At 73.3% G+C, this 22,387-nt stretch carries 22 protein-coding genes; 16 read left to right on the forward strand and 6 right to left on the reverse strand.

Annotated features, from left to right (window positions below; genetic code table 11):
• From mbhE to ABD371_RS30540, 8 genes are all read left to right on the forward strand, one after another.
• Positions 1–1,915, forward strand: a 1,915-nt coding sequence (gene mbhE, locus ABD371_RS30505) for a hydrogen gas-evolving membrane-bound hydrogenase subunit E (RefSeq protein WP_344484052.1), incomplete at its 5' end; no start/stop codon positions are given.
• The gene (locus ABD371_RS30510; protein WP_344484055.1) at positions 1,912–2,520 is read left to right on the forward strand and encodes a Na(+)/H(+) antiporter subunit C; all 609 of its coding nucleotides are present in this window, start codon (positions 1,912–1,914) and stop codon (positions 2,518–2,520) included. The genes mbhE and ABD371_RS30510, both read left to right, overlap by 4 nt.
• Entirely contained in the window at positions 2,517–4,202 is a 1,686-nt protein-coding gene (locus ABD371_RS30515) for a Na+/H+ antiporter subunit D (protein ID WP_344484058.1), read from the forward strand. Before ABD371_RS30510 ends, ABD371_RS30515 begins: the two co-directional genes overlap by 4 nt.
• Complete coding sequence (locus ABD371_RS30520) at positions 4,199–4,795, forward strand: Na+/H+ antiporter subunit E (protein ID WP_344484061.1); 597 nt, start codon at positions 4,199–4,201, stop codon at positions 4,793–4,795. Before ABD371_RS30515 ends, ABD371_RS30520 begins: the two co-directional genes overlap by 4 nt.
• Entirely contained in the window at positions 4,792–5,136 is a 345-nt protein-coding gene (locus ABD371_RS30525) for an MrpF/PhaF family protein (RefSeq protein ID WP_344484064.1), read from the forward strand. Before ABD371_RS30520 ends, ABD371_RS30525 begins: the two co-directional genes overlap by 4 nt.
• A complete protein-coding gene (mnhG, locus tag ABD371_RS30530; RefSeq protein WP_190120821.1) occupies positions 5,133–5,507 on the forward strand; it encodes a monovalent cation/H(+) antiporter subunit G in 375 nt (124 codons plus the stop codon). The genes ABD371_RS30525 and mnhG overlap by 4 nt, the downstream gene beginning before the upstream one ends.
• A gap of 473 nt (positions 5,508–5,980) precedes the next feature.
• Positions 5,981–6,319, forward strand: a complete 339-nt coding sequence (locus ABD371_RS30535) for an RNHCP domain-containing protein (protein WP_190121362.1) — start codon at positions 5,981–5,983, stop codon at positions 6,317–6,319.
• Between the two features lie 32 nt (positions 6,320–6,351).
• Complete coding sequence (locus ABD371_RS30540) at positions 6,352–6,789, forward strand: RNHCP domain-containing protein (RefSeq protein ID WP_344484068.1); 438 nt, start codon at positions 6,352–6,354, stop codon at positions 6,787–6,789.
• A 120-nt stretch (positions 6,790–6,909) separates the two neighbouring features.
• Here the strand turns inward: ABD371_RS30540 and ABD371_RS30545 are convergent, their stop codons facing one another.
• Positions 6,910–7,641 (reverse strand): TetR/AcrR family transcriptional regulator, encoded by a 732-nt coding sequence (locus tag ABD371_RS30545; RefSeq protein ID WP_344484071.1) that lies wholly within the window; start codon positions 7,639–7,641, stop codon positions 6,910–6,912.
• Positions 7,642–7,839: 198 nt separating this feature from the next.
• On the opposite strand from ABD371_RS30545, the gene wrbA reads away from it, so the two are divergent.
• The 3 genes from wrbA (at position 7,840) to ABD371_RS30560 (ending at position 9,777) form a co-directional block, all read left to right on the forward strand.
• Positions 7,840–8,451 (forward strand): NAD(P)H:quinone oxidoreductase, encoded by a 612-nt coding sequence (gene wrbA, locus ABD371_RS30550; RefSeq protein ID WP_344484074.1) that lies wholly within the window; start codon positions 7,840–7,842, stop codon positions 8,449–8,451.
• 81 nt (positions 8,452–8,532) lie between these two features.
• On the forward strand, positions 8,533–9,084 hold the full coding sequence (locus ABD371_RS30555; RefSeq protein WP_344484077.1) for a hypothetical protein: 552 nt from the start codon (positions 8,533–8,535) through the stop codon (positions 9,082–9,084).
• Between the two features lie 120 nt (positions 9,085–9,204).
• Positions 9,205–9,777 carry a hypothetical protein gene (locus ABD371_RS30560; RefSeq protein ID WP_344484080.1) on the forward strand — a complete coding sequence of 191 codons (573 nt, stop codon included), beginning with the start codon at positions 9,205–9,207 and terminating at the stop codon, positions 9,775–9,777.
• Here the strand turns inward: ABD371_RS30560 and ABD371_RS30565 are convergent.
• Positions 9,774–10,766: a serine/threonine dehydratase gene (locus tag ABD371_RS30565; RefSeq protein ID WP_344484083.1), complete on the reverse strand. Its 993-nt coding sequence runs from the start codon at positions 10,764–10,766 to the stop codon at positions 9,774–9,776. The genes ABD371_RS30560 and ABD371_RS30565 overlap by 4 nt on opposite strands.
• 89 nt (positions 10,767–10,855) lie before the next feature.
• Between ABD371_RS30565 and ABD371_RS30570 the strand changes: the two genes are divergently transcribed.
• The gene (locus tag ABD371_RS30570) at positions 10,856–11,554 is read left to right on the forward strand and encodes a TetR/AcrR family transcriptional regulator (protein WP_344484086.1); all 699 of its coding nucleotides are present in this window, start codon (positions 10,856–10,858) and stop codon (positions 11,552–11,554) included.
• Here ABD371_RS30570 and galU read toward each other — a convergent pair whose 3' ends face one another.
• A complete protein-coding gene (gene galU / locus ABD371_RS30575) occupies positions 11,555–12,472 on the reverse strand; it encodes a UTP--glucose-1-phosphate uridylyltransferase GalU (RefSeq protein WP_344484088.1) in 918 nt (305 codons plus the stop codon). It abuts the gene before it with no gap.
• A 312-nt stretch (positions 12,473–12,784) separates the two neighbouring features.
• On the opposite strand from galU, the gene ABD371_RS30580 reads away from it, so the two are divergent.
• Entirely contained in the window at positions 12,785–13,366 is a 582-nt protein-coding gene (locus ABD371_RS30580; protein WP_344484090.1) for a DUF1269 domain-containing protein, read from the forward strand.
• A 62-nt stretch (positions 13,367–13,428) separates the two neighbouring features.
• Here ABD371_RS30580 and ABD371_RS30585 read toward each other — a convergent pair whose 3' ends face one another.
• Positions 13,429–15,240, reverse strand: a complete 1,812-nt coding sequence (locus tag ABD371_RS30585; protein ID WP_381735467.1) for an ABC transporter ATP-binding protein — start codon at positions 15,238–15,240, stop codon at positions 13,429–13,431.
• Between the two features lie 530 nt (positions 15,241–15,770).
• Complete coding sequence (locus tag ABD371_RS30590) at positions 15,771–17,471, reverse strand: bifunctional 3'-5' exonuclease/DNA polymerase (protein WP_344484094.1); 1,701 nt, start codon at positions 17,469–17,471, stop codon at positions 15,771–15,773.
• Positions 17,472–17,888: 417 nt separating this feature from the next.
• On the opposite strand from ABD371_RS30590, the gene ABD371_RS30595 reads away from it, so the two are divergent.
• From ABD371_RS30595 to ABD371_RS30605, 3 genes are all read left to right on the forward strand, one after another.
• Positions 17,889–18,545, forward strand: coding sequence for a lipoprotein (locus ABD371_RS30595; protein ID WP_344484096.1), 657 nt, complete (start codon positions 17,889–17,891; stop codon positions 18,543–18,545).
• 99 nt (positions 18,546–18,644) lie between these two features.
• Positions 18,645–19,778 (forward strand): DUF2786 domain-containing protein, encoded by a 1,134-nt coding sequence (locus ABD371_RS30600; protein WP_344484098.1) that lies wholly within the window; start codon positions 18,645–18,647, stop codon positions 19,776–19,778.
• A 91-nt stretch (positions 19,779–19,869) separates the two neighbouring features.
• The gene (locus ABD371_RS30605) at positions 19,870–20,838 is read left to right on the forward strand and encodes a DUF3152 domain-containing protein (protein ID WP_344484100.1); all 969 of its coding nucleotides are present in this window, start codon (positions 19,870–19,872) and stop codon (positions 20,836–20,838) included.
• Positions 20,839–20,853: 15 nt separating this feature from the next.
• Here ABD371_RS30605 and ABD371_RS30610 read toward each other — a convergent pair whose 3' ends face one another.
• A complete protein-coding gene (locus ABD371_RS30610; protein ID WP_344484102.1) occupies positions 20,854–22,020 on the reverse strand; it encodes a S8 family peptidase in 1,167 nt (388 codons plus the stop codon).
• Positions 22,021–22,387 lie beyond the last annotated feature (367 nt).

Genomic DNA, 22,387 nt, shown 5'->3' on the forward strand with positions numbered 1-22,387 from the left:
CGTCGACCACGCGGCGGGCACCCGCGACCTGCGCGAACTCTCCGGTGTCGGACGGTCCCTGCCCCGGGTCGCGGCGGTCGCCGCCGTCGCCGGGGCGTCGATGGCGGGCCTGCCGCCGCTGCTCGGCTTCGCCGCCAAGGAGGCGGCGTTCACCGCGCTGGAGCACGGCGGCACGGCACAGCGGTGGGCGCTGGCCTGCTGCGTCGTGGGTTCGGCGCTGACCACCGCGTACACCCTGCGCTTTCTGTGGGGGGCGTTCGCCCGTAAACCCGGCCTCGCGGACACCCCCGTGCACCGCGTCGGCCCGGCGTTCCTCGCACCGCCCGCGCTGCTCGCGGCGGGCTGTGTCCTCCTGGGCCCCGGCGTGGTCTGGCTGAACGGCCTGCTGGGGGCGTACGCCGACGCCTTCCCGGCCCCCGCGCACCCGTACAGCCTTTCGCTCTGGCACGGACTCGGCCTCGCGCTGCTCTTCTCGGGAGCCGCGTGGGCGGGCGGCCTCGCGCTGTTCCTGGCGCGCGGGCCGGTGATCAGGCTCTCCCGCCGGGTGGCGTGGCCGACCGCCGACCGGGTCTTCGGCCTGGGGCTGCTGGGGCTGGAGCGGCTGGCGCTCCAGGTGACCGGTTTCTTTCAGCGCGGTTCGCTCTCCGTCTATCTGGCCACCGTGCTGCTGGTGCTGCTCGTCGGACAGCTCGCCGTCCTCGCCGTGGACCGGCCCTGGAACGGCGCGCCGCCGCCCCGGCTGTGGGACTCGCCCGTCCAGGGCGCGATCGCCCTGCTGACCTGTCTGGCGGCGCTGCTCTGCCTCCAGGTGCACCGCCGGATGAAGGCCGTGGTGATGGCGGGGATGACCGGCTACGGCACCGCCCTGCTCTTCGTGGTGCACGGCGCGCCCGATCTGGCACTCACCCAGTTCTGTGTGGAGACGGTGTCACTGCTGGTGTTCGTGCTGGTCATGCGGCGGATGCCGGTCTACTTCCAGGAGACCATCAGCCGCTGGCGGCTGATGGTGCGGGTGCCGCTGGCGCTCGCGGTGGCCGCGGGCGTCTCGTTCGTGCTCTGGGTGGTGGCCGCCGCCCGGCGGGCCGACCCGGCGGGGCGGGCGCTGGTCCAGGAGACCGCCCACCACGGGGTGAAGGACGTGGTGGCGACGATCCTGGTCGAGTACCGGGCCTGGGACACCCTGGGCGAGTCGGCCGTGCTCGCCGTCGCCGCCGTGGGCGTGACCAGCCTGATCTACTTCCACCGCCGCACCGGCTCCCCCGACGACCTCGTCAGCGAGGCGGCCACCGCGCCCCGGATGCCCGCCCCGCCCGTGCCCCCCGGCGGCCGTACCGCCTGGTCCTTCGGATCCGGCGCCCGCACCCCCGTACCCACCGCCGCCGCCGACGACACCGCGCCCGAGCGCACCTGGCTCGCCGCCGGGCGGACCCTCGCCCCCGAGTACCGCTCGGTGGTCTTCGAGGTGGTGGCCCGGCTGGTCTTCCACCCGATCCTGGTCCTCTCCGTCTATCTGCTGTTCTGCGCGGAGAATCTGCCCGGCGGCGGCTTCGTCGGCGGGCTGGTGGCGGGCGTCGCGATGACCGCGCGCTATCTCGCGGGCGGCCGGTACGAACTGGGCGAGGCGGCCCCCGGCCACCCCGGGCTCTTCACCGGCCTCGGGCTCTTCCTCTCCACGGGCGTCGCGCTGCTCGGACTCGTCGACGGGACCGCGCTGCGCGCCCTGTCGTACGAGGGGCACTGGCCGGTCTTCGGCGAGGTCCACCTCGGTACGCCGGTCCTCTTCGACCTGGGGGTCTATCTGCTGGTGCTCGGCGTGGTGCTGGACATCGTGCGGGCGCTCGGGGCCCGGGTCGACCGCCAGATCGAGCGCGAGGCCGCCGAGCGCGAAGCCGCGGGCCGGGGGGCGGGCCGGTGACCGTCAGCCTCAGTCTGCTGGTGACCGCCGGGGTCCTCTGCGCGGTCGGCGGGGTGCTGCTGCTGATGCGCGCGCTCAGCCGGATCCTGATCGGCGCGGTGATCCTCGGCAACGGGATCAATCTGCTGATGCTGGGCGCGGGCGGCGCGGCCGGGCTCGCACCGCTGCTCTACCCGGGGGTGGAACTGTCCCGGGTCACCGATCCGCTGCCCCAGGCGATCGCGCTCACCGCCATCGTCATCACCCTCGCCACCACGGCGTTCCTGCTGGCCATGGCGTACCGCAGCCAGCGCGTCAGCGGCAGTGACGAGGTCCAGGACGACATCGAGGACCGCCGGGTCGCGCTCCGCGCGGAGGTCCAGGAGCAGCGGGCCGCCCTGCGCGAGCGGCACGGGCCCCGGGGCCGGGGACCCGAGGGGGACCTCGCCGAGTACCGCTCGGAGCGCCGCCGGCTGCGCGCCGTGCTCCGCGAGGACCGGGCGCTCCAGGCCAGGGCGCGCGACGCCTCCGGCGATCTGTGGGACGACATCCTGGGCGAGGACCCGGAGGACCGCGCGGCCGGTCCGTCCGTCCCCCCGGGGCCGGGTGAGGAAGGTTCCGGATGAACGCTCTCGTACCGCTGCCCGTGCTGCTCCCGCTCCTCGCGACCGGCTTCGGACTGACCCTGGGAATCCGCTTCCCGCGCGGCCAGCGGATCGTCAGCGTGGTGGTGCTCTCCGCCGTGCTCGCGCTCTCCGTGACGCTGCTGATCGCCGCCGACACCGGCGGCCCGCTCGCCGTCCACCTCGGGGACTTCGCGCCGCCGCTGGGCATCACCCTGGTCGCGGACCGGCTGTCGGCGCTGATGCTGACCGTCTCGTCGGCCGTGACCCTGTGCGTACTGGTGTACTCCCTCGGCCAGGGCATGGCCGACCGGGACGACCGCACCCCGATCGCCGTCTTCCACCCGGCCTATCTGGTGCTGGTGTCCGGGGTCTCGTGCATCTTCCTCGCCGGCGACCTGGTCAATCTGTACGTCGGCTTCGAGATCATGCTGGTCTCCAGCTTCGTCCTGCTCACCCTGGGCGGCACCGCCTCCCGGCTGCGGGCCGGTTCGACCTATGTCGTCGTCTCGCTGATCTCGTCCATGATCTTCTTCACCGCCGTCGCCCTGACCTACGCGGCGGCCGGCACCGTCAACTTCGCGCAGCTTGCCCTGCGGCTGGCGGAACTGCCCGTCGGTGTACGCACCCTGCTGGAGGCCGCGCTGCTGACCGTGTTCGCGGTCAAGGCGGCCGTCTTCCCGCTGGCGGCCTGGCTGCCCGACTCGTACCCCACCGCGCCCGCCCCGGTGACGGCCGTCTTCGCCGGACTGCTCACCAAGGTCGGCGTGTACTGCATGCTCCGCACCGAGACCCTCCTCTTCCCCGGCAACCGGCTGGGGCATCTGCTGCTCGCCGCCGCCCTGGCCTCGCTGCTGGTGGGGGTCCTCGGCGCGGTGGCCCAGACCGATCTGAAGCGGCTGCTCTCCTTCGTGCTGATCAGCCACATCGGGTACATGGTCTTCGGCATCGGACTCGGCACCCGCGACGGGATCGGCGGCGCGATCGTCTACGTCGTCCACCACATCACCGTGCAGACCGCCCTGTTCCTGGTCGCCGGGCTGATCGAGCGGCGCGCCGGGACCACCGAGCTGACCCGGGTCGGCGGACTCGCCCGGGCGGCCCCGGCGCTCGCGGTGCTCTTCTTCCTGCCCGCGCTGAACCTCGCCGGGATCCCGCCGATGTCGGGCTTCATCGGCAAGCTCCAGCTGCTGCGGGCCGGTGTCGCCACGGCCGACGGCTGGTCGTACACCCTGGTCGCCGCCGCGTCGCTGACCAGCCTGCTCACGCTGTACGTCATGGCCAAGGTCTGGAACCTCGCCTTCTGGCGGACCGCGCCGCCGGAGGAGCCCGCCCGGGGCACGGTCCTGGAGGAGCGGGACACCCACGACGACTGCGGCGACGAGACGGGCGATGTGCACCGGGAGGGTGACGGCGGCCGGGACCACGACCGGGACAGGGAAAGGGACCGTGGCAGGGGGCGGGGGCGACCCGCCGGGCAGGCCGTGACCGCCACCCTCTTCGGCCGGACCATCACGACCACCACCGACCGGCTGCCGGCCACCATGACCTGGGCGACGGCGGCCCTGGTGCTGCTCTCGCTCGCGTACACCGTGCTGGGCGACCCCTTCACCTCGCTCACCGACCGGGCGGCGGCCGAACTCCTGGAACGTTCCCCCTACATCGAGGCGGTGCTCGGCCGATGACGTTGACGTTCCGTGATCCGGAGCTGCCCCCGCTGAGCTGCGCGGTGGGGCGCGGCCGGGTGCTGGAGCTGCCGCTGATCACCTGGCTCGCCGTCGTCTGGGTGCTGCTGTGGGGCAATCTCAGCTGGGCCAATGTCATCACCGGGTTCGTGGTGGCGGTGGTCCTCTGTCTCGTCTTCCCCCTGCCCTCGGTCGATCTGCGGCTGCGGCTCCATCCGCTGGGCATCGTCCGGCTGGTGGTCCATCTGCTGTGGGACATGTACACCTCCGGGCTGAAGGTCTCCCGGCAGATGTTCGACAGCAGGCCCTACCGGGCGGCCGTGCTCGCGGTCCCGCTGCGCTGCCGCAGCGATCTGATGCTCACCGCGACGGCGGTCGCCGTCTCCAACGTCCCCGACGGATCGGTGGTGGAGGTGCGCCGCTCCAACGCCACCCTCTTCGTCCACATCCTGGAGGCCGACGACCCGGACGCGGCGGACCGCGCCCGGCGCTCGGTGTGGCGGATGGAGGAGCTGACCGTACGGGCCTTCGGCGACCGGGACGAGATCGCCCGCGTCAGCCGTGCGCCGCGCCCCGAGGGGGACGGGCGATGAGCGCCGCCGAGACCGTGGACCAGGCGCTGCTGACGACGGCGGCGGTGATGATCGTCGTCGCGGGGGCGCTGGTGCTCTACCGCATCTGGCGCGGCCCCTCGATGCTGGACCGGGCGATGGCCCTCGATGTCTTCGCCGCGCTCATGATCGCGGGGATCGGGGTGCGGTCCGCCTTCACCCGGGACGCCTACTACTTCCCGATCATGCTGGTGGTGGCGTTCCTGGGGTTCACCGGCTCGGTCGGCATCGCCCGCTTCATCGCGGTCCGCGACCGCGCCCCGGACAGCCCCACGGGTCCGGGCCAGGGCCCGGGGCCGGGCGTACGGGACGAGCGCCGATGAGCGGCTGGGAGCAGACGGCCGACACCGCCGGCGCGGTGCTCCTCCTCCTCGGCGCGGCGGTCAGCCTGCTGGGCGCGATCGGCATGCTGCGGCTGCCCGATGTGCTCTCCCGGGGCCACGCCGCCACCAACCCCCAGTCGCTCGGCATGCTGCTGGTGCTCGCCGGGGTGGCGCTGCGGCTGCGCAGCGGCATCGACCTCGGCACGCTCGGGCTCATCGGCTTCTTCCAGCTGCTGACCGGCCCGGTCGCCGCCCATCTGGTGGCCCGGGTCGCCTATCGCACCGGCCATGTGGGCCGCGAGGGGCTGCTCTTCGACGAACTGGACGAGCAGCTGAGCGGCCGGCCCCCGGCGGACGGGGAGCCGCGATGACGGGAGCCGTAATTCGGTGGTGCGGCCCGGCGGACAGTTGTTACGTTGGCCGCCGCCCTCACCGGCGTGCCCCCGATGGACCTCACCGGGCTCGGTCGAGCCCTGGAAAGCAGTGATGTATGCCCCGGCCCGCGCCGAGCCCCTCTCGGCGAACCGTCCGACCGTCCGGCCGCTGACCCCTGGCCCTTGGCCCTTGGCCCCTGGCCCTTGACCTCTTGGGCGTCAGCCCGCCTCTCTGACCTGAGCCGCCTCGACCTGATCTCATGTCACCGACGTCGGACGTACGACGGTGCGCGGCCGTGCCCTGCCGCCCGGACGCCACCGGCCAACGCCTCGCCGAAGACTGCTCGGCCTCCTCCTGCTGCCCATGCGACAAGCCCCAGCAAGGAGCCATCCGAGTGTCCATCGACAAGCCGAACCACCACCACCACCGCCTCTCCCCGACCGGACCCGTCGCCGACCCCGGCCCGGCGCTGCGCACCAGCACATTCACCTGCGTACGCTGCGGACTGACCGTGGCCACCCTCGGCCCCGACGGGTCCCACCGCAACCACTGCCCCAGCTGTCTGCACTCCCAGCACATCCACGACCACGTCGAGGGCGGCCCCTCCGACTGCCGGTCGCGGATGACGCCCATCTCCATCGCCGTGCTCAGAAACGGCGACTGGATGGTCGTGCACCGCTGCACCCGCTGCGACGAACTCACCTCCAGCCCGGTCTGCGCCGACGACAACCAGCTCATCCTGATGCGCATGGCCGTCCGGCCGCTGGCCCAACCGCCCTTCCCGCTCGAAGTGTTCGGGGACATGTGAGACGGCGGAGGAAGGACGGAGGAGAGACGGCCGTGCCGCGAAAGAAGAAGAACACCAACCACCACCGCCCACGGCGGGGATCCACCCGGCCCCAGCGGCACAAGGACGTGCTGCACGGCCGGGGCGGCGAGGCGGGGGACGCGTTCCGCTGCGTCGGCTGCCGGCTCGATGTGCCGCTGGCCGCGCCCGGCACCGCCCACCGCAATCACTGCCCGAACTGTCTCGCCAGTCTCCACGTCGACCGGCGGGTGCCGGGCGACCGCGACTCGGCGTGCCGGGGGCGGATGACCGCGCTGAGCATGTCCGTACGGGAGGACGGCGAGTGGATGATCATCCACTCCTGTCTCTCCTGCGGGGAGCTGAGCGCCAACCGGATCGCCGGGGACGACAACGCCCTGGCGCTGGTACGGATCGCGATACGGCCGCTGGCCGACTCCAGCGTTCCCGTGCGCGCCCTGCTGGCGCTCTGAGCGGCCGCTCCCGACCGCTCCCGACCGGTTCCCGACCGTTCCCGACCCGGGGCGTCGTGCCGCGTGTTCACCGCGCGGTGCGATGCCCCGTCGGCGTACCGCCGTCCCGCTGTCGGGGCGTCAGCCGCTCAGCACCCCGTCGAGCAGGGTGTCCAGCCCGTCCTTGATCTGCTGAGGGCTCCGGCCCCGGTCACGGGTGAGATGGGTGATCAGGCCGGCGGCGGTCGGCGCGAGCAGCAGATGCGCCGTCAGCGCGGCGTCGGCCGAGGGGCGGAGCAGCCGGACGAGCATCGTCACATGGGTGTGCCGGGCCAGATGGGCGTCGTGGTCGTAGTGGCCGACGGGGGAGGCGCTCTCCCCGGCGAGCAGCAGCTCCCGCTGTTCGACGACGCGGTCCACCATCGCGTGGAGGAAGGCGCGCAGCCGCTCCCCGGGCGGAGCGCCGGGCCCGAGCGGCGGCGGTCCGGCCATGAACGCCGTCTGGAACCGCCGCTCCCGCTCGTCCAGGAGGGCCGCGAAGAGCTGGGCCACATCGCCGAAGCGCCGGTAGACGGTGCCGACCCCGACCCCGGAGGCGCGGGCGAGCGCGTTCATGGTGAGGGCCTCGGGGCCCTCGTCGGCCATGATGCGGGCGGCCGCGTCCAGGATCTTGCGGCGGTTGTGCGCCGCGTCGGCGCGGGGGGCGGCGGGCGCGGTGCCGGGGCCGCCGAGGAGGGAGTGCCCGGTGATCGCGATGTCCACGGGATGGCCGTCGGCGCGGTGACCGCCGGGGCGGTGGCCGTCCGCGCCCGACGAGCGGACGCCCGGAGGGCCTGAATCCGGCGGACAGTGCTCGGGCTCGGAAGAGTGCACGAACAGGGGCTCCGTTCTGTTCGTTCGGCCGCCCGGCGTGCTGTCTGGCTCGGGGCGCTTTGGTGGGTTTCTCCAGGTACAAGCCTAGCGGATAAGTATCCGCTTGCGGCTTGCCAAGGCTTCGTTGAATCACGTACCTTCGTGGAAGCGGATAGCTATCCGCTTCTATTTCCGTGCGTCGTTGCAGAGAGGGCCGTCATGACCGCCGCCGTATCCCCCAAGATCGCCGTCATCTACTACTCGTCGACCGGGAGCGTGCACCACCTCGCCCAGGCCGTCGCGGAAGGCGCGGAGAAGGCGGGGGCCGAGGTCCGGCTGCGCCGGGTGACCGAGCTGGCCCCCGACGCCGCCATCGACTCCAACCCGGCCTGGCGCGCCCACGTCGACGCCGCCAAGGACATCCCGATCGCGGGCCACGAGGACCTGGAGTGGGCCGACGCCTACGCCTTCGGCACGCCGACCCGCTTCGGCAACGTCGCGTCCCAGCTCAAGCAGTTCATCGACGGCACGGGCGGCCTCTGGCAGCGCGGCGTCTTCGCCGACAAGCCCGCCAGCGCGTTCGCCAGCGCCTCCAACCTGCACGGCGGCAACGAGTCGACCCTGCTGGCCCTCTACAACACCTTCTACCACTGGGGCTCGCTCATCGTGCCGCCCGGCTACACCGACCAGAGCGTCTACGCGGCCACCGGCAACCCGTACGGCACCGCCCACGCCTCCGGCGCCGGTGTGCTGCCCGGCGAGAACATCCTGGACGCCGCCCGCTACCAGGGGCAGCGTCTCGCGACCATCACCGCCCGGCTTCAGGGCTAGACCTTCCGGCCGGGCGCTTGACTTCAAGTCGACTTGAAGTCTGAGAATCGGGGGAGTCTCTCCAGAGGAAGGGGTACGGCCGTGTGTCGCATTCCTGAGCCCCGCCCTGCGGCCGGCGGCCCCCGCGCCGCCGAGCCGGGGGCGGCACTCCGGTGCGAGGCCGCGCACCGGGGCGTGGCGCTGGTACGGGCGTACGCCGGCGAGGACGCCCCGGCCGTCTCCTCGGTCCTCGGCGGACTCGGCCCGGCCGCGCGGACCGAGCTGCGCGCGGTGATCTGCGAGATGCTGGGCGTCGTCATCGGCACGGTGATGTCCGCGCCCCGCGCGTTCGCCCCGGCCGATGTGGTGCGTACCGCCGAGCGGATCACCGGGGCGGCCCCGGCCCGGCACCGGCCCGCGCTCTCGCGGGCCGTACGGGCCTGGGCGAGCGGCGACCAGGGCCCGCTGCGGACGCTCATGGGCGACGGCCCCGGCGGTTCCGGCGGTTCCGACGGCTCCGGCGGTCTGCACGCGGGGGCCGTGTTCGCGACGGCTCTGGCGCTCACCTCCTGGGGCGAGGCGCCGCTGCGGGATCTGCTCGACGCCTTCGACGCGCTGCCGGGCGGCGCGCCCGCGATGGCCGCCGGTCCCTGAGGGGCGGGCCCGCCCGGTCACGGGCGCCGAGAACTCCCCGCCGGCCCGCGTCGATGCCCAACATCACCTGGCGAGGCCGGCGGGGCACCTGTACACAGCAGCACTCCCGCCGAGGACCCCGTGAACTTCGACAGCCCCCTCACCGCCCTGTTCCCGGGCGCTTCCGGCCGTACGGTGACCGCGCTCTCCGCCCACCGCGAGACGGCGGGCGGCACCGCCCTGACCGTGCCGGAGCTGGCCCGGGACTCCTCGGTGGCCGCCACCCAGCTGGAGAGCGTGCTCTTCCGGCTCGGTCTGCTGGGCATGGTCGAGCCGCGCCGGCGCGGCGAGGACGTGCGCGTGGTCGAGGGGCACATCGTGTGGGACGCGGTGGGGCAGCTCGCGGATCTGCGCGGCCGGCTGGTGGACGAGGTGCGGCGGCGGGCCGCCGAGAGCCTCGCGCCGCCGCCCGCGCTGCTCGCCGTCCGGGGCAAGGTCGCCGAGGGCACCGCCGCCCACCCCGCCGACCTGCTGGAGATCGTGGCCGTCGCCCCCGACGGCGCTCCCGCCGACTGGCCCGCCCGGCTCGACGCACTGGCCGCCCGGCTCTCCCGGGACCTCGGCAATCTCGTCACCGTCCACCTCGCGCCCACCGCCGAGGAGGCGATCGCCGGCCCCGGCCCCGGCACCGTGGTGATCGGCCCCGGTTCCTAGACCGCGCCGGGTCCGGCCCCGGCGATCAGGTCCGACGGGTCGGTGTTCGCGCCGCAGAGCACCACGGCCACCTTCTCGCCCGGCCCCGGCTCGTACCCCCCGCCGCCGGTCCCCGCCAGGGGCAGCGCGGCCAGCGCGGTCGCGCCGCTCAGCTCGGTGACGATCCGGCGCTGGTCCCAGAGCGTCTGCCGCGCGGCGGCAATCGCCGAGTCGGGGACCAGCACGGAGCGCGATCCGGTCCGCAGGGCGACCTCCACCGCCGTGCCGGAGGCGCGCCGCGCGCCGAGCGCGTCGGCGGCGATGCTGTCGACGGTGACATCGACCGGCCCGCCGGCCAGCAGGGCGGCGTTCAGCGCCCGGCTGTTCTCCGGCTCCACGGCGACCGTGCGGATGCCGTGATGGTGCGCGGCGGTGGCCACCCCGGCGAACAGTCCGCCGCCGCCGACGGCGACGACCACCGTGTCGAGACCCGGGATCCGCGTCCGCAGCTCCTCCAGCAGCGTTCCGGCCCCGGCGGCCACGAAGGGGTCGTCGTAGGCGTGACCGGGCAGCGCCCCGGTCCGCCCGGCGTACTGGGCGCACGCCTCGGCGGCGTCGGCGTACTCCCCCTCGACCAGCCGCACGGACGCCTCGTACCCCTTCAGCCGGGCGACCTTGACCCCGGGCGCGCTCGCCGGGAGGAAGACCGTGGCCCGTACGCCCATGGCCCGCGCCGCCCAGGCCATGGCCAGCCCGGCGTTGCCGCCGGAGGCGATGGTGACCCCGGCCTCGGGGAGGGTGCCGCCCTCCTGGTGCGCGCGCAGGAAGTTCACCGCGCCGCGCGCCTTGAAGCTGCCGGTGTGCTGCATGTACTCCAGCGCCAGCCAGATCCGCGAGGGTTCGCCGGGCGCGGAGGGGTCCAGCGGCGACACCGCGACGGGCCGGACCCGGCCCAGCACCCGGCCGGCCGCCGCTTCGACGTCTCCGTGCGTGAGGGTGAGGTCGGGCATGCGCTGCTCCGTGGGGGTGAAGTCGGTGTCCGCCGGTCGCCGGAGGCTGCGGCCATGCCGCTGTTACACCGTAACGTACGCTGTTTCTCATGCCGAGGCAGTCAGAGAACCTGGACCGGGCCACCCCGAGCGCCATCGCCGTCGCGGCGCTGGAGCTGATCGACGAGAAGGGCCCGCAGGCCCTGAATCTGCGCGCCCTCGCGGAGCGGCTGGGCGTCTCGCACACCACCGTCCACCGGCGCTGCGGCTCGGAGGTGGCCGGGCTGGTGGATCTGTGCACGGACCATCTCGCCACCCAGCTGCCGGACATCGACCCCGGCGTCCCCTGGGCCGAGGCCACCGAGACCCGCTTCACCCGGCTGTACGAGGTGCTCACCCGGCATCCGGGGCTGATCGCCCTGCGCGGCGCGCGCCCCTGGCTCAGCCGGGAGCTGCTCGCCCGGCTGGTCGAGCCGCAGCTCGCCGCGAACCTGGCGGCCGGGATGACGCCGGGCCGGGCCATCGCCGTCTACCGGCAGCTGTATCTCTTCACCCTGGGGGCGGCGAGCTTCGTCGACCACCGGGACCCCGGCGGCGCGATCGCCGGGACCCGCGCGGCGCTGGCCGCCCTGGACCCCGCGCGGTTCCCGGTGCTGACCGGCCACCTGGACGAGATCCTTCCGGTGCTGGTGGACCATGAGGTCCACCAGCAGGGGCTGCGCGCGCTCATCGCCGCCGCCCTGCCGGGGCCCGGGTCTCCCCGGCCCGGCTCGGGCGGCAGCGTCGATCGGACTCCGCGCAGGCCCTGATCAGACCTTGCCGTCGGTGCGGACGAACTCCGCGAGCCAGTCGCGGAAGTCCGGCCCGAGGTCCTCGCGCTCGCAGGCGAGCCGCACGACCGCGCGCAGGTACTCGCCCCGGTCGCCCGTGTCGTAGCGCCGGCCGCGGAAGATCACGGCGTGGACCGGACCGCCGAGCGAGGGGTCGGCCGCCAGCTCGCGCAGCGCGTCGGTCAGCTGGATCTCGCCGCCGCGGCCCGGGGCCGTGCGGTGCAGCACCTCGAAGATCTCCGGGGCCAGGACATAGCGGCCGATGACGGCGAGGTTGCTGGGGGCGGTGCCCGGCTCGGGCTTCTCCACCAGGTCGGTCACCCGGAGCACGGTGTCCTCCGCGCCGTCCTCCAGGGGGCGCACGGCGGCGCAGCCGTAGAGGTGGGCGCGGTCGGGGTCGACCTCCATGAGGGCGATGACGCTGCCGCCGTGCTGCTCCTGCACATCGAGCATCTGGGCGAGCAGCTGGTCGCGCGGGTCGATCAGGTCGTCGCCGAGGAGTACGGCGAACGGCTGGTCGCCGACGTGGGGCTCCGCGCACAGGACCGCGTGGCCGAGGCCGAGCGGGTTGCCCTGGCGGACGTAGTGCACCGTGGCCAGCTCGCTGGACTCGCGGACCTTGAGGAGCTTCTCCTTGTCGTCCTTCAGCTCCAGCAGCTGTTCCAGTTCATAGGCGCGGTCGAAGTGGTCCTCCAGGGCCCGCTTGTTCCGGCCGGTGACCATGAGGACGTCGTCGAGTCCGCTGTGGGCGGCCTCCTCCACCACGTACTGGATGGCCGGCTTGTCCACGACGGGAAGCATTTCCTTCGGCGTGGCCTTGGTGGCGGGCAGGAAGCGGGTGCCGAGGCCGGCGGCGGGTATGACGGCCTTGCGGGCCCGGGTGCTGTGTGCAGGCATGGTTTTCTCCGGACGGGCTCAGGGAGAGCGATGTCCCTGATCGGTGCTGAGGGTGGTGCGACGGTGTGATGGTACGGGTGGTTCTGAGGTGGTGTGATCGGGCGGGTGGCGACCACCCGAAACTGGTTGGAGCGTTCGTTCCGGCGGGGCGCCGCTCACCGGCCCGGCCGGGGCGCTCCCGGGGGCCGGGGGAGTGACCGGGAGCAAACGTGTACTCAGCAAAGAGACGGCGGCCTCCCGGGCCCGGCCCTGATGGTACAAAGTGCGCGAAACGCCACCTGGTGCTGAGATGGATCCTGCCGCGGCGGGGCGGTGCCCGCACCGCGCCGCCCCGCCGCCCGGCACCGCGCCCGCGGCTCTCCGGAGGGCGCGGACACCGCCGTGATCCAGCGTCAGAAGGAGATCTCCGTGGCCACGCTCACCGCCTGGAAGTTCCCCACCCCCGAGGGGGCGGCCCAGGTCGAGGAAGCCCTGCTCTCCCTCCAGAAGCAGAGCCTCATCCAGATCCACGACGCCGCCGTCGTGACCTGGCCGGCCGACCGCAAACAGCCCAAGACCAAACAACTGCACAATCTCGCCGCCACCGGGGCGCTCTCCGGCACCTTCTGGGGGATGCTCTTCGGCCTGATCTTCTTCGTGCCGCTGCTCGGCGCCGCGGTGGGCGCGGCGGCCGGGGCGCTCGGCGGCTCGCTGGCCGACGTCGGCATCGACGACGACTTCATCGCCAGTGTCCGCAGCGAGGTGGAACCGGGCACCTCGGCGCTCTTCCTCCTCACCTCCGACGCCGTGGTGGACCGGATCCACGAGACCTTCCCGGCGGGCAGCGCCGAGCTGATCCGCAGCAACCTCTCCAAGGCCGACGAGGCCAAGCTCCGCGAGATCTTCGAGGACTGAGCCGCCGCGAGCGCCGCGCCGCCCCGTTTACGCGTCGCACGTGCACACCGGGGGAGGCCCGCTCAGGAGCGCGCCTCCCCCTCCTCGTAGGCGTACTGACTGGACTGGACGAGATACATCCGGCGGAAGGCCCCGTCCCGGGGGCGCATCAGCTCGTCGAAGGAGCCGTGCTCGGTGACCCGGCCCTGCTCCAGCACATAGATCTCGTCCGCGTGCCGGACGCTGTGCAGCCGATGGGTGATCAGGATGACCGTCTGCCCCTCGGCGGCGAGCGCCCTGATCTGGTCGAAGACCCGCTGCTCGGCCTCCGCGTCCAGCGCGCTGGTGGGCTCGTCCACGACGAGCACCCGGGCGTCCCGGTGCCGGGCGCGGGCGATGCCCAGCCGCTGCCACTGGCCCCCGGAGATCTGGTGGCCGCCCTTGTACCCCCGGGCGAGCAGGGTGTCCCAGCCCCGGGGGAGCGAGCCGATCGTCCCGCCGGCCCCCGCGTACTCGGCCGCCGCGTCGAGGAGGTGTTCGTCGGAGGGCGCGTCCGGGCGGCCGATGGCGACATTGACCCGTGCGGTGAACGGCCAGCGGTAGAAGTCCTGGGCGACCACGGCGACCCGGTCGAACAGCTCGGCGCGGTCCGCCTCGGCCGCGTCCACGCCGTCCCACATGATCCGGCCCGTGTCGGGGGCGTACAGCCCGCAGAGGAGTTTGGCGAGGGTGGACTTCCCGCTGCCGTTGTTGCCGACGAGCGCGATGATCCGCCCGGCGGGGATGGTGACGTCCACCCCGTCGAGCGCGGGGCGCTCGGAGACCCCCGGGTAGGTGAAGGAGACATTCTCGAAGCGGATGGTCTTGACTTCGGCGGGGAGCGGGAGCCCCGTCCCGGGGATGAGCCGGCGGTCGGCCTCCTCGCAGAGCCGCTCCATGTCGGCGACGAACAGACTCTCCTCGTAGAGGTAGTTGAGCTGGATGACGAGGGCGTCGAGATTGGCGGAGCCCGTCCGGATCGCGATCACCGCCGTGCCGGCGACGGCGAGGTCCATGGCCCCCGTCCACAGCAGCAGACCGAGGGTCGCGTAGGTGGCGGCCGTGGTCAGCCCCGTCCACCCGGAGGCGATCAGCCCGGTGCGGGCGGCGAGCCCCGCCAGCCGGGTCTGCTCCTTCTCACCGGTCTCCGCCATGGTGCGGAAGTGCCTCAGCAGGAACGGGCCGATGTTGTGGACCCGCACCTCGGGCGCCGCCTGCGCGTCGATGAGCAGCCGGCCGAGGAGCTGGCCGGCGCGGGCGTGCTGGACCCAGGTGTGGAAGGAGACATAGCGGCGGCGGGCGATCGTGAGCGAGCTCCAGGCGCTGGGCAGGGTCATCAGCGCGAGCAGCGGCAGCAGGGCGGGGTGCAGCACGGTCAGCACTCCGGCGGCCGCGATCAGCGAGATGGCCGCCGCGACCACCGACGTACAGAACTTGATCATCCGGCGGGCGGACTCCGCACCCCACTGGGCGGAGTCCAGCAGCTTGTGGAACTCCTCGTCCTCGACCGCCTCCAGCTCGACGCGGGCCACCCGCTCCAGATACTCCTCGGTGGCCACCCGGAACACCTTGGGCTCCAGCCGGCCGGTGCCCGCCGTGGAGGCGGAGCGCAGCAGCGCCCCGATGAGGGCGGTGACCGCGACCGCGATCAGCGCGGGCACGGCGGCGGTGATCCGGTCGCCGGTCTCGCCGGGGCCGAGGATCCGGACCAGCACCGCGTTGACCGCGATCAGCCCGACCGCCTGCGCCACCCCGCCGCCGAACTCCGCGCCCGCCACCTGGCGCAGGGCGCGCGGGTCGGCGCGGTGGGCGAGCCGGACCGTGGAGGCGATCAGATGCGGCATCCGGGCGATCATCGTGCGCAGATTCAGCTCCAGGAAGGAGCCGCTGTGCTGATTCCAGCCCGCCTCATGGCGCAGGGGCCCGCCGAAGAGCAGCCGCTCGGACTCCGACACCTCCTCGGGCGCTCCGCCCCCGTCGTCTTTCCCGTTCCCCGTGGCCCCGGGTTCCGGCTCCGGCTTCCGGGCCGGGTCCGCCGCTCCGGCTCCCGGGAGCCCCGGCCCGGTCGCGCCGTTCGTCCGTCTCCCGGTTTCCGCCGGGCCGGTCGCTGTCGAGTTCGCCGTGCTTCTGGTGCGCTGTGTCATGCGACCTCCACCGTCTCGATGAACTCCTGGCTGGCTCAGGGCCAACCTCCCCGATCGCTGTCGCGTCACGGTCAATGCCTCGTAGGAGGGGAAGCCCGACGACCGGTGGCACTCGCCCCCGGAACATCCGCGCCCGTCGCACTCCCCCCACGCCACCGGCCGTGCCGCGGCCACCGGTCACCCGCCCGCCGCGCACCCCGTTTCCCTCACCCCCGGGTCCCACGAGGAGCCGTTCGACCGTCTCATTTCGCGTCCGCGTAGCACTCCACCACCGCCGTCGTAAAAGGGAATCTGACCGGGGTCCGGCCGAACGCCAGCTCGCCCGCCGTCTCGCCCGCCTCCCGGATCGCCTTGACCACCGCCTCCGCCTCCTCGGCGGGGCAGTGCACCATCACCTCGTCGTGCTGAAAGAAGACCAGCTCCGCCCGCATGCCCCAGGTGGCCTGCCGCAGCGCGGCGAGCATCAGCAGCGCCCAGTCCGCCGCGCTGCCCTGGACCACGAAATTCCGGGTGAAACGGCCCCGGGCCCGGGCGTCGGTCGAGGCGTAACCGGGGGTGAACCCGGTCCCGGCCGCCGGGGCGTCGCCCGGCGGGGTCTCCTGGGGGAGACCCGCCTCGTCGTCCTCGGCCGCACCGGCCGCGCGCGGGCTGGTGCGGCCCAGCCAGGTCCGCACCAGCCGGCCCTCCTCGCCGGCCTTCGCCGCCCCGTCGACACAGCCCACCGCCGCCGGGAATCTGCGCCGCAGCGCCGCGAGGTTCTTCAGGCCGTCCCCCGAGGTCTGGCCGTAGACCGCGCCCAGCAGCGCCAGCTTCGCGTGCTCGCGGTCGCCGGAGAACGCCCGGTCGGAGAGGGCCGTGTAGAGATCGCCCTCATGGCCCGCCACCTCCATCAGGCCCGGATCGCGGGAGATGGCGGCCAGCACCCGGGGCTCCATCTGGTCGGCGTCGGCGACCACCAGCCGCCACCCCTCGTCGGCGACCACCGCGCGCCGGATCACCTTGGGTATCTGCAGCGCGCCGCCGCCCCTGGTGGTCCAGCGCCCCGAGACGGTGCCGCCCGGCAGATACCCGGGCCGGAACCGGCCCTCCCGCACCCAGTCCTGGAGCCAGCTCCAGCCGTGCGCGACCCAGATGCGGTAGAGCGTCTTGTACCGCAGCAGGGGCTCGACGGCGGGGTGGTCGATCTCCTCCAGCTCCCAGCGGCGGGTGGACTTCACCCGGATCCCGGCCTGGGCGAAGGCCTTCAGCACATCCGCCGGCAGATCGGGCCGCACCCGCCGCCCGAACGCCGCCGACACCTCGTCCGCCAGCTCCGCCAGCCTGCGCGGCTCGCCGCCGCCCGCGTACCGCTCGCCCAGCAGCTCGGCCAGCACCTCCCGGTGGACGTCCGCCCGCCAGGGCAGCCCCGCCAGATTCATCTCGGCGGCGACCAGCATCCCCGCCGACTCGGCGGCGGTCAGCAGCCGCAGCCGCCCCGGGTGCTCGGCGGCCTCATGGCGGCGCAGCTGCTCGCCGTACACCTCCAGCAGGGACTCCAGCGGGAGCGGCACCGGCTGCGGGTCGAAGAGCGAGGACTGCGCGCCCGGCTCCGCCGCCCGCTGCGGAGGGTCGGCGGGCACCGGCCGGCCGTGCAGCCGGGCCAGCGCCGCCGCCGCGGACCGGGGCTCGCCCAGCCGTCCCTCGTGTCCGAGGAGCAGCTGCTCGGTGCTCTCGATGTCATAGCAGCGCGCGACCCGGACCCCGGCCGCCAGCAGCCTCGGATAGATCTCGGTGGTGGAACGCCACACCCACCGGCCCGCCTCCGGCCGGGAGCGCACCGCCTCGACCAGATCGGGCTCCGTCACGACGGGGCCCGCGGGCACTCCGCCGGGGCCGAGCGGGACGAGCCGGGCCCCGTCCCCCTCCGCCGCCGCCAGAGCCCATCGACTCCATCGTTCGTCCATGGAACCGAGTCTCCCAGCCGGGTCTGACAACGCCCCTCGGACAACACCCACAACACCCGCAACACGCCCACACCATCCGAACCAGCACCCGCCGTCGGCGCGGGAGACCGAAAACGGTGGCCGGATCCGGGCCCCGTCGCCCGCCGACCCCAGTGATTCGGCCAGAATGCCTGTCCGATCCGCGATGGCCGCGCCGCCGTGCCCGTTTGTACGCCGCGTACAACGCGGAGCGCCGCTGGGTGTCCGCCGCGAGCTTCGGATCGTTTGGTATATACCAATGCGCCCGAGGGGTCCGGTCCTTGTTCTCGGCCACCCAATACCTCCTGAAGTCCGGGAATCGCATGGCTATCCCTAAGATCAGCCGGATCTGCTGTCTGGCTGACCGAAACCAAAGGGCGGGGAATCATGGCGCAAGTCGTGCGAAGAGCGGCAAGGGTTCTGGGCATCCGCGTGGCCCCGGCCGCGCTGCTGATCGGGCTGGGCACCGGCTGTTCCCTGCTGGAGACGGAGCCGAAGCCGGCCAAGGAGGCGGGGAGCGACAAGGCGGCGGGGGGTGCGAAGCCCGCCGAGATAGAGGAGACCGTCGCCAAGGGCGGCACGGTCGGCGGCAAGGCGTCCCCCTGCGCGCTGCCCGTCACCTTCGACATCGCCAAGGACTGGAAGGCCGAGGCGGTCTCCATGCCTCCCGAGATCGGTCTGAACAGCGCCAGCACCGTCTCCCTCGTCTGCGAGATCGACGCCAAGCCCGCCGGCAGCATCGGCTTCCTCCGCGTCTGGACCGGCGACCAGGAGAGCGAGGACCCGCGCCGGGCGCTCCAGCTCTTCCTCACCGACAGCGCGAAGAGCCGTGAGGAGGAGGAGTACAGCGAGACCAGGGCGGGGGAGTACGAGGCCGTCGAGGTGAGCTATCTGAACACCCACGATCTGCTGGACGAGCCCAAGAAGGAGCGCGCGTTCGCCTTCGCGATGCCCCAGGGCGTAGTGATCATGCAGCTGGACGGGATGGACTCGGCCGAGCACGACGCGATGCTCCCGGCGTACGGCCTGGCCAAGGAGAGCGTCAAAGCCAGCTGACCCGCCCCCGCCGCGCGCCCCCGCCTCGTACCCCGGGCACCCGCACTCCCCTCACCTGGGATGATCGGTGCGAGGGAAGGCGAGGAAAGAGGCGACCCGATGACGACAGCGGTGGACGAAGCACTGGCGGCGGCGCTCCACGACGACGGCGACGCCTCCCTCGACACGGCCGCCTCTCTCCTGGCGGCCACCCCGGCCGCCGACGCGGACCTCGCGCGGCGCGGCGAGGAGTACCTCCGCCGGGCCTGGGAGCGCGGCTGGCAGCCGGCCGATGTCGTCCGTCTGGTCCGCCGCGACCTGGAGGAGTGCCATGTCGGCCTGGTCTCCGCCCTGATCGCGGCGGAGTCCCGGCGGTACGGGGACCTCCCGCCGCGCTGGCGCTCCCAGCTCGCCGACCTGGACACCGCCGAGCGGCCGACGGACCGTTTCTCCCGCGCCACCGCGGTGCTGGAGCTGTACCGCCTGCTGGTCCGCCTCCCCTCGGTCGAGTCCGTCGGCCCCGTCCCCGGCGCGCCCTTCGTCCCGGTCTCGGGGTACGAACCCCGGATGCTGGCCCGGATACGGGCGCTGCTGGCCAAGGCCGAGGCGACGAACTTCCCGGAGGAGGCGGAGGCGCTCACGGCCAAGGCCCAGGAGCTGATGGCCCGCCACAGCCTCGACGAGGCGGCCCTGCCCCGCCACGCCCCGGACGCCGCCCCCTCCGCCTGCCGGATCGGTGTCGACGCGCCCTACGAGACGGCCAAGGCGATCCTGCTCGACGCCGTCGCCTCGGCGAACCGCTGCCGCGCGGTCTGGAACAGCGCCTTTGGCTTCTCCACGGTGGTGGGCTTCGAGTCCGACCTCGAATCGGTCGAGCTGCTGTACACCTCCCTGCTCATCCAGGGCACCACCGCGATGACCCGCGCGGAGGCGGCCCAGCGGGCGGGCGGACGCAAGCGTACGAAGACATTCCGCCAGGCCTTCCTGCTGTCGTACGCCGCCCGGCTCGGGGAGCGCCTCACCGCCGCGGCCGAGAGCGTGCCCGCCCCGGCCGAGGTGCTCCCGGTGCTCGCGACCCGCGAGGTGGCGGTGGCCTCCCGTACGGAGGAGATGTTCCCGAGGACGAGCAGCTCCCGGGTGCGGGGCGTGAGCGACGAGGCGGGCTGGCTCGACGGCCGGGCGGCGGCCGACGCGGCGCGGGTGTCGGAGCCCGCCCCGGCCCGCCGTCCGCTGCGCGGGCGCTCCCCGGAGTAGGCCAGGCCCGGCGCGGGGGTGGAACGGAAACGCCGCCGGAACCCTCCTGGAGAGAGAAACCGGTGCCCCTGAGCCGAAGGAAGCTGAGCTGATGGGACGACGCGCCCCCGGCCGGTCGAGCCGCGCCGACCGGCGTCGTGCCCGTGTGCGCAGGCGCAGAAGGGCGCTGGCGTCCGCCGTCGCCCTGGCCTTCGTGCCGGCCGGACTCGGCGGTGCCGCGCTGCTGGGGTGGCCCGGCGACGGCGACGGCACCGGGACCCGGGCGGGCGACCGCCCGGCCCCGGCCACCAGCACCGCCGCCCGTCCCACGCCGCCGCCCGACGGGCCGAAGCAGCCCGAACCGGAACCGGAACCGGAGCAGAGGAAGCCGGAACCCAAAAAGCCGGCACCGAAGAAACCGGAACCGAAGAAACCGGCACCGAAGAAACCGGAACCGAAGAAACCGGCACCGAAGAAACCGGCACCGAAGGAGCCGAAGCACCCCGAGGTGTCCGTCCCGGCCACCGGGCCCGGCACCTTCACCCCGGTACGGCTGTCCGGCGAACGCCACGGCCGGGGCCCGGTCCGCCGCTTCAGGGTCGAGATCGAGGACGGTGTCCGCCTCCCCGGCCCGGCGACCGCGCGCGCCGTCTCGGACGTGCTCGGCCATCCGAGGGGCTGGACCCGTGACAGCTCCTACGGCTTCCAGCTGGTGGAGTCCGGCCCGGTCGACTTCACGGTGAAGGTGGCCACTCCCGGCACCACCGACCGGCTCTGCTTCGTCACCACCCCGGCGAGCAGGGGGAAGGTGAACTGCCGGGTCGGCCACGACGTGGTGGTCAACCTCAAGCTCTGGACCCGGGGCTCACCGAGGTTCGACGGTCCCGTGGAGGAGTACCGGGCCCTGATCATCAATCATGAGGTCGGCCATGAGCTGGGCCGGGGCCATGAGACCTGCCCCGGCCCCGGACTCCCCGCCCCGGCGATGATGCAGCAGATCAAGGGGCTGCTCGGCTGCGAGGCGAACGCATGGCCGTACGACACGGAGGGGCGCTATGTGCGCGGCCCCTCCGTGCCGTAGCCCAACCGGACGGAATCAGAGAGTCGACTTGAACAGCAGCCGGTTCGGGGTGGCACCGACATTGCCCCGGATCACATTGGCGGTGCTGTTGTTGATGATCCAGTTGTTGACGGTGGTGCTGGAGGCGTCGCCGTACGTCCCCTTGTAGAGCGCCGCCACACCCGCCACGTGCGGCGCGGCCATCGAGGTGCCGCTCATCGTGGTGGTGCCGCCGCCGGAGCGGGTCGACAGGACGTTGACGCCCGGGGCGTAGAGGTCGGCGCACTGGCCGTAGTTGCTGAAGCTCGCCTTGTTGTCGGCGGAGTCGGACGCGGCGATCGAGAGGGCGCCGGGCGCGCTCGCCGGGGAGAAGTTGCAGGCGTCCTGGTTGCTGTTGCCCGCGGCGACCGTGGTGTGGACACCGGAGTTGGCGAGGTTGGTGGCCGCGTTGTTGAGGGCGGCGGAGTAGCCGCCGCCGAGCGAGGCGTTGGCGACCGCGGGCTTCACCGCGTTCTGCCGGACCCAGTCGAATCCGGCGATGATGGCCGAGAAGGACCCCGAGCCCTGGCAGTCGAGGACGCGCACCCCGCGCAGCTGAACACCCTTGGCCACACCGTACGTCGTCCCGCCGACGGTGCCCGCGACATGCGTGCCGTGACCGTTGCAGTCCGCGCCGCTGCCGCCGAAGGCGTCGAAGACATTGCGGGCCCGGCCGCCGAAGTCGGGGTGACCGGTGAAGATGCCCGAGTCGATGATGTACGCGGTGACGCCGGAGCCGTTGCGGGTGTAGGTGTAGGTGCCGTTGCGCCCGGTGCGCTGGTCTATTCGGTCGAGTCCCCACGGCGCGTTGGTCTGCGTCGCGGCGGAGACCACCTTCTGGTCCTCCTCGATGGAGGCCACCCGCGAGTCGGCGCGCAGCGCCTTCAGCTGGCTCGGGGTCAGTTCGGCGGCGAAGCCGTTGAGGACGGCGTCGTACACGTAATCGGTTCTCACCGACTTCGACTCGGCGAGCCCGGCCGGGTCCGCGCCCTTCTTGAGGGTGACGATGTACTGACCCCTGATCTCGGCGGTCTCCGGGGCCTGCGCCACCTTGACCAGCGGTTCCGGGGCGGTGGCGGCGGAGCCGGTGGAGGGGATCAGGGCGAGCGGCACGGCGAGGCCGATGGCGCCGATGGCGAGAGTGCTGAGGTGAGTCTTGCGCATGAGGGGGCTGTCACCTTTCGTGATCCGGCCGCACGGTGCCGCGGCCGGTGAGGGGGGATGCACGTTCCTGCCTTGCGTGGGGCACGGGGGAGCGGCGCCAGGTGCACAGTGCGCGGACGGTCGCGATGACCGCCGACCGGCGGTGGGAGCCGGTTCGCCCGTCCCTCGCGACAGGACGGCCGTCACGCCCCGGCACAGTGGTCCGCGAGGCGGGATCGCCGCTCGCCGTGACCCCGGTGTCTGCCGGGCGTGGCGTCAACCTACCGGGGGCCGCCGAAGGTTGACCACGGCCGAAACGGGCGTGACCGATTACGGACAAGGAGATGTACGGCTTGGCGTGACCATGGTCAAGACGGTGCGGCGGATC

The sequence above is a fragment of the Streptomyces amakusaensis genome (assembly GCF_039532665.1).
Taxonomy (GTDB): Bacteria; Actinomycetota; Actinomycetes; order Streptomycetales; family Streptomycetaceae; genus Streptomyces; species Streptomyces amakusaensis.